We start from the raw sequence: 11,236 nt of genomic DNA, 5'->3' as shown, positions 1-11,236 counted from the left end.
GGTTTACTCTAGTAAATAAAAAAACCTGCTTACCCTAGAGGATAAGCAGTTGTATTTTCAAGTTCACCAAAGCTATTACTTGTCTGATTGGGGTTAGGTTAAATAAAAAAAATTTCTTTCGTGATAAAAGCAAGAGTAGCTAAAAAACACTCTTCAAAGGATTATTTTTTTTCATTAAAAGCTAAGTTTACTGCTAAGGCACCTAAAACAGATGCCATGAACCAGCTTTGAACTTTAACCAAAAGAGGTCTTCTTCCAACCCAATCCGCGACCCGCCCAGCAAATAAAACAATTAGTAAATTCACAGCAAAACTAACAGAAATTTGCACTGCTCCTAATTGTGCAGTTTGAAGAAGCAGTGAACCACTATTAGGATCCATAAATTGAGGTAAAAGTGAAACATACAAGATTGCAATTTTCGGATTTAACAAATTTGTCATAAGTCCCATAACATATAGTTTTTTTGGTGACTCTACAGCTAAATGCTGTGGCTCCAGAATTGAACTTGCCCCTGGTTTTATTGCATTCCATGCTAACCACAACAAGTAGATAACACCTAACCATTTAATAATGTCATACATTACTGGGACTAATTCGAACAAGAAGGATAAGCCCAACATAGTAGCGATTATATAAATCAAAAAACCCGTGATTACTCCTAAAAGAGAAATAATCCCGTCCCTTTTACCTTGCGTAATTGTCCTAGATATTAAATAAATCATATTAGGACCAGGTGAACAGACCATCCCTAACGATACTAGAGCAAAAGCACCTAATGTTCCTAATTCAATCAAAAAATCGCTCTCCTTTCCAAAATAGACTCTTACGCCCCTCATCTCTCTATTATAGTAAAGTAGAAATAAAATTGATATTTTATAATAATCTAATATAATCAATCGTGTACCTATACTTAGTTTCGTATAGGTTACTGAACTTGTTCAACGAGTTCTCGAACATTAATAAAAGAGTTAACCCTCAGAAACCACTTTAAATATGGGGTGTTCATTAACTTCTGATTTATGTCACCTTCTTCGGTATATGATTGACCCATTTCTTCGCATATCTGTGCCAACGCCTTATGGCTTTTTCATTATCCCTTATTGTTCATAACTCCCCCTAGGAAAATTATTCTTTTCGACAATTCAATACCTTGTAAACTCAAACAAATGGCGAATCACAGGAACGCCACACATAATAAAAAGCCTGAAGCAATTCAGGCTTTTACTGATCCATATATTGAATTAACTTCTTGATTCCTTCTTTACTAATCCATGCCTCACCAATTTTAACTGCCTCAGTTGAAATCTTACCTGTAATCGCACACACATAGGATTGACGATGTGGCTCAATGATTATTTGTGTATCATTATAGGAAATATCAATCATATCGCCATCCTTTAATTGAAAGCGATCTAAAATATCTTTGGGCAATAAGATTCGCCCCAATTTTCCAATACGTTTTGTTTGCAATCTCTATACACCTCACAGTCCACTACTCTTTTTTAATTTATCCAACTCATTTTTAACTGTTCCCATTTTTTGTTTTGCAGTTGAGACCTTATCTGCATCTTCACTCTCTTCAATGGTCTTTTGAAGAAGTGCTTTTTCTTCTTCTAACGCTGCCATCTCTACTTGGTTTTTCTCAGCTGTTAATACCYGATTCATCAATCCATCATCCTTTGGTGCTTTTTCACTGACAAATGCCTTAGCTCCATCAATGTCTTTTTCATTAAGAAATGCTGTTATGATATGGGTTTTCCGTTCTTCTGTTAGTTCAACTAAATCTCGATTCGCAAGGACTTCTTTCCATTCTTTTGCAAGTACACCTTTAGCAAAATCAATATGTGGATTTGCTACTTTCAAGATAACTTGCAGCCGATCTAATTCTTCAGGTAAATCCTGATCTGTCATATACTCAGTTAAATGACTGACTGCTAGCTCATCTTTCGCCATGTACTTGTCATAAAAACCATGTTTAATCCAGAGCTGATGCAACAACTTTGTCTCATCTTTATTTAAACGGTCATAATCCCTTTCTTCCAGAACCTTCATAACTCCTTCGGTATCTCCTAATAATCCATTCAAATACACTTTCTCTACGTCTGTTTCTTCTTGCCGTGAAGCTGAGTGTCTTTCAGACGACTCCGCATTCTTGTTAGCGCTCGTTAAAAGGATGTTCAATAATAGCGCCCCAACTAAAATAATCGCTGTTCCAATCAAAAAACGCATCTTGCTTTCTTTTTGACTTATCGGTTTTTGTTTTGTCAGTGAAGTCGCTACATCCTTACGCATTTCAGGACGTTTTTCGGATTTTTGTTGAAGAAATTGAAACGGAATAAGGTTAGGAATGGAGAATCGTTTTTTATTAGCTAATTGCTGCGCTAGTTCTTCTTGTTCTCTTTGTTTTCGCTCTTCAATCTCATCGTACAACGATTGAATGAAAGATGCCATATGATCTAGTGAGTCTAATCGTAAATAAATCATTTCAGCAAATTGAATCACTTCTTCGCTCTGTTCAAAAAAGTCATTACGTTTAGGTCGACCATACACCTGTTGTAAGTTTGTTAACGAAATAATGATTAATTCTTTCACTGCATTGAGTCGTGATTTCTCGTTTTCAATCGTAAAAGCTTGGTGTTCAATGACCAGCGCTTTTACCGATGTTTCTTCTACATCAATTACCAGGTTCTCCGTTTCCCACAGAACCTGAACTTGTTTTTCTTTAGCCAGTTGGATTAACGAAAGGTAGTATGGCAGCTTATCTTCTAAATACATCTTTTTTAATACATTAAATGATTGTAAACCTGTTACATCAAACGTATAACAGACTTGTCCAGATTGAAAGGAGATGTCTCTTGCAGGTAGATACAGATCAGATTTTTGCAGTGTTTGCATCTTATCTTTATACCATTTCTGCACTTGATTCATCTCTTGTGTGTTAAACGTCGAGAGTGGTTGTAAATAGGAAATTGTATTTCCTTCAATCTCAAATGTCCCCACCCTATTTGCAATCGTTCGAATGACCATTTTCTTATCATTCCTTTCATCTCTAACTAATCGAGGTTTTATTGAAGTTTAGGATAATTAGATAACAGTTCTTCTTCAACTTCCTGCTTAAACTTATCTTCTTCTGCCTCTACTTCACTTTCTGGAACGTCAGATTTAATTTTTTTAAACTCGTCATCTAATTCGTCTAAATAGAATACTTTTCCGGAAATAAAAGGATTTGATGTCATCACAAGTTCTCCGTTTTCAGATTTCACAAAACGTAATTCTGCTTTCTCCAATTCTTGATCTTCCACATTAAATTTACTTTTCACATTCTGAAAGATTAATTGGGAAACACCAAAAATTTCAGAAGTATAAGTTAAGTAATTAGTTTCATCAAAATCAATCTCTGGAATTGCAACACCATCATACTTACAATTCCCTAGTGGACATGGTTCTGATGCGGTAGCTTCAAAAGAAACAGTTAATTCTCCTTCTTCTCCAATTATCCCGTTAGGATACTCTTCTAGAAATGGCTGAAGAACAGTTTCTTTTGCTAACTCTTGTAACGGTTCAGACAATTGACCGTCTTCTTGTTCAATTTCTCCAGTTGCAATTGCTTCTGTTGCTTTTGTTTGAAACTCACTTGCTTTCTCTTCTAACAACTGAACCATTTCATTTGCTATCTGAGCATCTTTTTCTGTAAATACATCTGTATCTGCAGGTTCCTTTTGAGCCTTTTCATTGTTACAAGCCCCTAGCATGAGTACTACAGATAAAGTTGCACCCAATATTATTAATTTCTTCATTTCAATCACTCCTTTTATCTTCTCGCATGCCTTGCCACATATTTCACTGTAGAGCCCATTGCTCTCGCAGATCCTGTAGATGCTCCAAATTGGCTCAATAACGTTGGAATGGAGAGTCCAACAATGAAAAACAGCATTCCAATTAAAAAGTTTCCATTTTGTAAATTAATTAACGTTTTCACACCCAAAACGAAACACAACAATTGTAGAGTTAACGTCAAGATATTGCTGACCACGATTTTGAGCCATAGACTAAAGAAATTGTATTGGTCATTTACAATCGTTGGAATGGCCATGACGCCTGAAATATATAAAACTACAAATAGTACAGTCCTATACAAGATAGATATGAAGAAAACAAATAAGATGGCCGATACAACTAACATTAAGATGATGCCATAACCAACTGAATTTACTGCTAACACCTGCATAATGTTATAGTGTGTAACCGGATCCGTTAACATCGTTTCAGTCAGGAGATGTGTCAGTTCTAATATCCAATCGAACAATTCCCCATATATCCCGAGTAGTATAGCTCCCGTTATGACCGCAACCACTTTTTCATAAAGTGTATTCATTCCTTCATCACCATTAGCTGAATACAGAATAATTATTTTAACGGTCTGCCAAACAAGAAAGATGGCCGTCATCGTCCATGCAAGTGATTTAAAGTTCAACATATACCCTTCGTAGACTGGATTCCCTGTAATCACTGACGAATCTATTTGAAATTTCCCAAAGCTATCAATTGCTCCAAATACAAACCCACTAACCGTCGTAAATAAGAATCCATTTGTCTGGCACATGACTTCATACCACTTACAATTAAATTGATTCGTTTCGTGATCGTATTTATCTAAATATAAAACATTTTGCATATATCCTTCTGCTCTTTTAACATCTGCCTCTTTAACGCCATTAGTACTTCGATAATCCTTTATTGTATCTTCCATAAATTCACCTTCAGCAGCCTCTACACCATTCACCATAACCATGGATAACAGCAACAGACCAAACACCAACATGATGTGTTTCTTCATCCTCCAACGCCTCCATTCATGAGGGTCAGTAACAGAATGACAACTGGAATACACACGAAGAACCCGACTCGCAAGACCACACCTTTTTTGATTTCGATTACTTCTTGCTTACTAAGAGGTTTGTCATATTGCAATTCATACTGGCGACTTGCTTGCTCCAATTGCTTTTTGGCTAGCCGATCAATGATGGTCTCAAAGAGTTGATTCACCCTTCGTTGCATCCTGACTATTCTTTGTAAGATGGTCATCTCTGTTCACATCCCTTTTTGTCTGCTGACTATGAAGCCATCTCTTGAATCACCTGTTCCCCCGAAACGAGAGGTTCCAAATCGTGGGCATCTACCTTTAGTTCACCGTCTTCGTTTATCCATGTAATCGTGGACATCAAGATTAAGAGTGGTTGATCCCCAGGATTCACAAACTCATCGTCAATCCCTGTTAAGGTCGCTTTGTATAGCGCATATACCTTGTAGGTGTCTTCTTGCTTTCGAACGGAAATGTTATAAATCTCAAGTTCCTTCATTTTACTCACATCCACGTCTTGAGACGTTTCATTTTCTGACAGGGTTTGTTCCACCTCTTTCCGATAACGTGCCGTAAAGTAGTCAATCGAACCGCCTTGTAAGGTATCTGTTAGAAACTGTTCAGTTTGAGTAAACACTTCTTTTTCTTCTGTTTGCGTTGCTTTAGTCTGTTCGACATCATTCGAAAAATCGGCATTTGTTTGTTTCAAGTCTTGATTGGCTGCAACTACATTAAAAAGAACGAGAGATAATGCCACCACAAGGATGATCAGTAAAATATTCACGAGTTTCAAGCGATTTTCCATTGGCTATCTCTCCCTTTACACGGGTTCTTTTAAATACAACATCGGATTGAGTCGGGCTCCAAACTTGTGACCTGTATGAATCTCAAAATGAAGATGGTCGCCTGTCGAGCGTCCAGTAGAACCACATTGTCCTATGACCTCCAGCTGTCGAACTTCTTGCCCTACCTTTACGCCTATGCGACTTAAATGCGCATACGCCGTAAAGAGATTGTTTTTATGCTGAATGACAATGATGTTGCCGTACGTATTATTTGGATGACTGCTCGGAAACTCCGCATACACGACTTTCCCTTCCTTGTCTGCGTAAATGGGTTCTGGACTGCTACAAGCTAAATCGACACCTTGATGGTTACTGACCTCCCCTGTGATGGGATGAATACGGACCCCGTAATTGGAATTCACTTTTACATTCGGAATGGGTTGTGCAAATTCCCCAGACTGGGTCGTGCAATTCATCGTTAACCCGCCAAGTGAACTGACCATCGCCGAAATCGTCGGTACCCAGTGGGCGTTTAAGTTCGTGGGGTCGTTCGCAGCACCAATTGGCGCGTAGACCGAACCTAAATCAACGATGGTCACGTAACCATCTTTAATGATACGGTTATGAAGGGTCAGGATGAGGGCGGTCCCTAAGACTACTAACCCGATAGGATTGACGAAAACCTTCGTTAGAAGCAAATGTCCTAGTGTCTTGGCGGTCTCCTTTGCGTTCATCTCCTCATCCCTTCCTTTTAAATCGTGATGTCGTTAATGCTTTTCTGATCAAACCACAACATTTCCGTCACTTCATTCAGTTGGACTTCCAGCTTAATTTTTTTGGAACCGGTGTAGAAAATGCCTTTCCCTGCCTGTTCTTTTTTCTTCCCATCTTTTAAAATGAGCGTTTCTCGTTCGCCTTTTGAAAACGTGTTGCCGAGCTCTTCTTCTAAATATTTCAATTCTTCTTCACTCATGGGCAAATACAAACGTTGGACGGATTGGGTAATAATTGCTTTCCCGTAGTTTCGATTCTCATCTCGAGCAGATAAAAAGTCTTCTACCGACTGAGAGGCCGTTGTAATGCCACAATTGAACGAACGGAGCACTTTCATCATAAAATAAATAAATTCCATTGCTTTTGGCACTTTGGGATCCGCGATCACGTGGGCTTCATCAATAAAAATTTCACTTGGCCCACGGTCGCCACTCATAATCTCATAGGTGGTATGCGAGAGAATGTTATAGAACAAGATTCGTTGAATCTTCTCGTTATTACTCATCTCTTTTAAGTCGTAACACACCAGGTCATTATCGATACTGATGTTGGTGTGACCGTTAAATAATTCCGAATACATCCCCGTTACATAAGTTTTGAGAGTCGTATAGAAATCCCGTACCGTATCAAATAGGTAAGGGTCTTTTTTTTGGTCTTTTCCAATGAGTTCATATAAATCTTGTAAGGTTGGATAGTCTGTTGCGGTTAATGCGCTTGTATTGGTCGCATCTGTAATGCCTTTCTCTGCATAGACCTTTTGGATATAGCCACTTAAAATCTCTTCTTGTAAGTCCGTCATGCTGTTGTACATGAGTCGAAACATGACTAACAGATTGGAGATTTTCGTTAACAAAATATTGCCGAACTCTGTCTCTTCGACAATCACTTTCTCACTGATTTTTGGCAGATCCAACGGATTAATGCGATTCCCGCCTTTTAATTGGAACTTCACCCATGCCCCACCTAAATCAGCGTAATTGCGCCCAAACTCACCTTTAGGATCGATGGTAATGATTTTACGCCCGAGCATATGCTTGTTCGTCATGTTGGCAAATAGATACGTAGATTTCCCAATACCAGAAATCCCAATGACAAACTCATGTCGATTCAATAACTTCGTATCATCGACAATTACGACATTTCCTGTCGTCATGTTTCGCCCTTTAATAAGTCCAGTTTGGGAAAACATTTCATTTTCATGAAAGGGAAAGAAATAGGAAATGGCTTCGGAATTGCTCATCTTGTAGGTCAACTCATCAACCTTGTTTTCATTCAGGGGCAGGAAGGAACGGAAGGCATCGATGGCACGGTCCGTTGGGTTATGGATAATCCCAATTTTGGAGAATTTACTTTTTACTGTGGTGGTTAATTGATCGAGTTCATCCGTAGAACTCGCCACTAAGTGAATCAGCGTGTGGAATAAGAAGATTTTGTCGTTTCGATACGCCAAATTTTTGAGCATTTCAGATGCACTGTCAATTTGCCCTTGTGAGTCAATCATGGTATTTTCATCGGCAAAGCGTGTATTCATTTTCATGCGGTTTTGTTTGATGCTTTTGACGAGCTGCGAACGCACTTCGCCTGTATGGTATTCCTGAACATAATTGATGATGGATACGTTCTCAGGAATTTCCGTGACTTGTTGGATTTTATTTTGGTCTTGAACCGGATCGTAATCAACAATGAGTAATGACCGAGTGTAATTAGCCCCTACACGTACATAAGAGTCGTATTCCGTGATGTTATCAGGCGCTAAGACCGTTAATAGTGATTGATTCATGCCTCTTACTGTTTCTTCAAAGTTCGATTCTTGTTTTTGGCTTGGGAGTAGTTGTTTGAGCCAGTTCATCATGCCACCTCCTTATTCAAATCGATTGTTCATTTGATCCTTGTAGTAGTTCAGCAATTCTTTGGCTGTATTTTTACCGATGATGACATCTGCGCTGGCGTTGGTTTTGCTGATGATGTTTTCGCCTTGGGCTTGTGCATTTTCAAAATCGATGCACGAATAGTAAAACCTCAGCAATTCATCGTTATTCAACACGTTCACGCCGAGCTTTTCGTATCCACTTAACATCTGTTCAAGCTTTGATTTTAATATGTTTGCTGTCGTATCAATCTTCAGATAGTCCTTGTCGGAACTGGTCATCGGTCTCGAGATAACCACATAGCGTTTTCGTGTCACCATGTTTTTTGATTTTTGAATCCGTTCTATTTGATTGAAATAGCCGGTTTTTAATACCCGTTTGGCATAGGAAGAATCGGTCTCCAATTGGTCATTAAACCACATCAGATAATTCGTTAAATTTATGGGTTGTGCCACCTGCATGATTTGAATTTGTTTTTCCCCTGAATCATTCAAAAACGATTGATACGATTCAAGCACGCGTTCTTTTGACAATTCATTCATCAACGATAAATTCACGGAGGATACTTCTAGCACTTTGATTAACGTGCGATTGGACGATTCGATGCAGCCATTGGCAATGTTCACTAATCCTAGTTCGGTCCGTGTATCGCCATCCTTTCGACTCATCGGCAAGTCTCCTTTCGCGTAATAAAACTCTTTCTTTCTCATGTTGGCTTGTAGTTTCCAAATCACTTTGTATTGTAAAAGTGACAAATTTTTTCGTACTGGATGTTTAGTTAATTGAAAAACGGCGACCAGCATTGTAGGTGTAAAGGCAATTAACATTAATTTCTGATCCAGATATCCAAATCTGAATAACGAATACGAAATCACGATACCTAACAAAACAAAAGGTGATAGGACGAACACATCTTGAAACGAGATATTGCCATACACATATTTCTTTGTGTCGATATTCAGTGGTAATTCGACTTTTCCAGAAGTTCGTAATCGTTCTTGTCGTTCAAAATAACCTTCAGAACGCATAGCTATCACATCTTTCTAGATTAAAGATTCGTTTGAACATACTCGATGACCGGACGAGCGAGTAAGAATAGAACCACGCCTAAAACACATAATTTAATCCCGTTCTTGAATTTGGGGGAAGATTGTTCATCTCCTGCCCACACGCCAATTGCACAAATAAGTAAACCAATGGCGAAGATGGTAATAAACGTTCCTTGCATATCGCTAAAGAGCGTATCTAAAAACCCTTGTATTCTCTCAAACATTTCCTCCACCTCCTAAAATCTTGTATTTCATCCACTTTAACAGAATTGCCATAATAAAGGCAAGTGTAATATCCATATTTTTGGTAGTTCTTTTTTCCTTTTCTAACTAGTCAATAAGTTCCTATGTTATTTTGAATTCAAGAGACTTTATTTCGAGATAACTCATTTATCAAAGAAATAAATTTTGATTTATATATAAAAAATAATAAAAGTTGAGAAGAATTAACTTCTCAACTTAGCTAATAACTGTTCTCTTTTTTCCATRAATTCTGGTGTTAATTCTTCCGTCTGTTCATCAACAGAATGTGTTTTTCGTTTTTGTTGCTGCTCAATTAACCAGTCTGGCACCGTTTCTTCTTTCTTCTGGTAGATGCCCTTTTGTCCTTGTATCGATAACCATTCTTTCTTGTCTTCTACTGCTTTCGTCAATCGAGCCGTTATGCTTTTAATCTTACCTGGCGTCCGTTCAAGTGAGTATTGAAGTGCATCTGCATATTGATAATCGGTCAAAATAGATGCATGTCCGAAATAATGATTCACAATATCCCGTACCTTAATTTCATCATCCATCAATCGCTCTTTATGTTTAATCATCACTTCTTTTAACACTGTTGGCATCTCTATTTCGTCAATTCCTTGATTGATAAGATAATCAGTCTCTTTAAAGTCAGTATCACTAAGGTCAGTATCATTAGTGTTAAAATTTTTAACTTCTTGAAGTAAAGAATTTTGATTTCTTGAAGTTAAATTTTTTAACTTCCTATGCGGCTCTAAGGATGAAGGTTTATCACCTGAAAATTGAATCGCCATCATATCTTCATTCGTCACCTGTGGTTTCAATAAATAAAGCCGATTACATTGAGACAATCCCATTCGTTTCTCTTCAAGCAATTCAGCCTTTTGTAGCTCTTTTTTTATTTTGATAACAGTCGGTTTGCTGCAATTTAAAATCTCACTTAATTGCTCATTTCCAAAGAGAAAATAAATATATCCATCATCATCAAACCACTGATTACGAATCGAAAGTTCTAGACGATCTTGTAAGAGTGCAAAAGCGATCTTCGCATCATTGCTCATTTTCTTATAGAAATCACTGGTGAAAAAAATTTTCGGTAAGCGATAAAAACGCTCTCCTACTTCTTCTTGAACACGAAACTTATTGGCCATATAAAAATCTCCTTTCGAGTTTGTTGATACACCAGAAACTCCAAAGAAGAAAATACTTATTCATGATGGATCTCATTGAGGCAATGTTACCTAATGAACAAAGGTTCACAATCGCCCATCCAAGTGCTATACTAAACACATCATTTACATGAATTTCTTTGGAATTTCTCTACCCATATACTTCGTTATTGCTGTTCGCCAAACTGTTCAATAACGAAGTGAGTAGAGATTTTTTGATTTTTTGATATATATATAAAAATTTAGGTTCAGTATACCACCCACATCCATTAAATGCATAATGATTTTTGAAAGGATTTTCCAATATGACTCAAAACAAATCGGATATTTATCAAAAAATAGGTAACGCCCTAAAAGAAATCCGAAAAGAAAAAAAGTTAACCCTCCAACAAATTGAAAAAATAAGTACACTACACGCAGCGAGTATTTCCTTAGTTGAAAACGCCAAATCCAATCCCAGTATTGGTTGGATCATTCATTACTGTAATGC

The 11,236-nt window shown here is 37.6% G+C and carries 13 protein-coding genes; 1 reads left to right on the top strand and 12 read right to left on the bottom strand.

Annotation, left to right across the window (positions count from 1 at the left end):
- Positions 1–161: 161 nt before the first annotated feature.
- The 12 genes from AC1DOS_RS13335 to AC1DOS_RS13280 all read right to left on the bottom strand — a co-directional run bounded on the left by AC1DOS_RS13335 (position 162) and on the right by AC1DOS_RS13280 (position 10,728).
- Positions 162–794 (bottom strand): LysE family translocator, encoded by a 633-nt coding sequence (locus AC1DOS_RS13335; protein WP_477537905.1) that lies wholly within the window; start codon positions 792–794, stop codon positions 162–164.
- A gap of 427 nt (positions 795–1,221) precedes the next feature.
- Complete coding sequence (locus AC1DOS_RS13330) at positions 1,222–1,470, bottom strand: AbrB/MazE/SpoVT family DNA-binding domain-containing protein (protein WP_108587771.1); 249 nt, start codon at positions 1,468–1,470, stop codon at positions 1,222–1,224.
- A 12-nt stretch (positions 1,471–1,482) separates the two neighbouring features.
- Positions 1,483–3,027 carry a hypothetical protein gene (locus AC1DOS_RS13325; RefSeq protein WP_477537904.1) on the bottom strand — a complete coding sequence of 515 codons (1,545 nt, stop codon included), beginning with the start codon at positions 3,025–3,027 and terminating at the stop codon, positions 1,483–1,485.
- A 38-nt stretch (positions 3,028–3,065) separates the two neighbouring features.
- Complete coding sequence (locus AC1DOS_RS13320; RefSeq protein ID WP_477537903.1) at positions 3,066–3,797, bottom strand: hypothetical protein; 732 nt, start codon at positions 3,795–3,797, stop codon at positions 3,066–3,068.
- A 14-nt stretch (positions 3,798–3,811) separates the two neighbouring features.
- Positions 3,812–4,837 (bottom strand): conjugal transfer protein TrbL family protein, encoded by a 1,026-nt coding sequence (locus AC1DOS_RS13315; RefSeq protein ID WP_477537902.1) that lies wholly within the window; start codon positions 4,835–4,837, stop codon positions 3,812–3,814.
- Positions 4,834–5,046: a hypothetical protein gene (locus AC1DOS_RS13310; protein WP_477537901.1), complete on the bottom strand. Its 213-nt coding sequence runs from the start codon at positions 5,044–5,046 to the stop codon at positions 4,834–4,836. Before AC1DOS_RS13310 ends, AC1DOS_RS13315 begins: the two co-directional genes overlap by 4 nt.
- Before the next feature lie 68 nt (positions 5,047–5,114).
- Complete coding sequence (locus AC1DOS_RS13305; protein WP_477537900.1) at positions 5,115–5,666, bottom strand: hypothetical protein; 552 nt, start codon at positions 5,664–5,666, stop codon at positions 5,115–5,117.
- A gap of 15 nt (positions 5,667–5,681) precedes the next feature.
- A complete protein-coding gene (locus AC1DOS_RS13300) occupies positions 5,682–6,245 on the bottom strand; it encodes a M23 family metallopeptidase (protein ID WP_477537899.1) in 564 nt (187 codons plus the stop codon).
- Between the two features lie 152 nt (positions 6,246–6,397).
- Positions 6,398–8,269 carry a VirB4 family type IV secretion system protein gene (locus AC1DOS_RS13295; protein WP_477537898.1) on the bottom strand — a complete coding sequence of 624 codons (1,872 nt, stop codon included), beginning with the start codon at positions 8,267–8,269 and terminating at the stop codon, positions 6,398–6,400.
- Positions 8,270–8,281: 12 nt separating this feature from the next.
- The gene (locus tag AC1DOS_RS13290; protein WP_477537897.1) at positions 8,282–9,316 is read right to left on the bottom strand and encodes a TrsD; all 1,035 of its coding nucleotides are present in this window, start codon (positions 9,314–9,316) and stop codon (positions 8,282–8,284) included.
- Between the two features lie 20 nt (positions 9,317–9,336).
- Positions 9,337–9,561 carry a hypothetical protein gene (locus tag AC1DOS_RS13285; RefSeq protein ID WP_108587780.1) on the bottom strand — a complete coding sequence of 75 codons (225 nt, stop codon included), beginning with the start codon at positions 9,559–9,561 and terminating at the stop codon, positions 9,337–9,339.
- Positions 9,562–9,783: 222 nt separating this feature from the next.
- A complete protein-coding gene (locus AC1DOS_RS13280; RefSeq protein WP_477537896.1) occupies positions 9,784–10,728 on the bottom strand; it encodes a replication initiator protein A in 945 nt (314 codons plus the stop codon).
- A 323-nt stretch (positions 10,729–11,051) separates the two neighbouring features.
- On the opposite strand from AC1DOS_RS13280, the gene AC1DOS_RS13275 reads away from it, so the two are divergent.
- Positions 11,052–11,236, top strand: a 185-nt coding sequence (locus AC1DOS_RS13275; protein WP_477537895.1) for a helix-turn-helix domain-containing protein, incomplete at its 3' end; no start/stop codon positions are given.

This window comes from Paenisporosarcina sp. P5_A11, from assembly GCF_056400705.1.
The sequence above is the reverse complement of the archived record's forward strand: the minus strand, read 5'-3'. Positions and strand labels throughout refer to the sequence as shown.